At 76.7% G+C, this 451-nt stretch carries 1 pseudogene; it reads right to left on the reverse strand.

Annotated features, from left to right (window positions below):
- A pseudogene (locus tag D474_RS32305) lies at positions 1-451 on the reverse strand (hypothetical protein); the annotation flags it as partial.

Genomic DNA, 451 nt, shown 5'->3' on the forward strand with positions numbered 1-451 from the left:
ATCGGGGCACCGCCCGGAGCGGGACGTGTGTGGGTGCCGGTGTCCTCGTTCGGACCCCACCCGGAGACCGGCGGATGGACCTGGGTGGTCATGTCGTTCGGGTTGCCCCACATCGGCGCGCCGCCCTGGTCGGGTCGGGTGTGGGTGCCGGTGTCCTCGGACACGTCCCACGGCGCGGGGCCCTGGCCCGCGCGGGCGTGGGTGCCGCTGTCGTAGGGGGAGCCCTGCCACCCGTAGGGATCGGTCTCCTGGGACGCGGTCGGCGCGGCCGGATGGTCCGGGGCGCCGCTACCCCAACCCGGAGTGCCGTACGAACCACCCGGGTGTGCGGCCGGGGCACCGTCGTTCGGGGCGCCGGCCGCCGGGTTCTCCCACCCGTTGCCGGGCGCTCCGGGGCCGCTCGGGCGGGCGTGGGTGCCGCTGTCGTAGGGGGAGCCCTGCCACCCGTAGG

Source organism: Nocardiopsis salina YIM 90010 (assembly GCF_000341025.1).
GTDB classification, from domain to species: domain Bacteria; phylum Actinomycetota; class Actinomycetes; order Streptosporangiales; family Streptosporangiaceae; genus Nocardiopsis; species Nocardiopsis salina.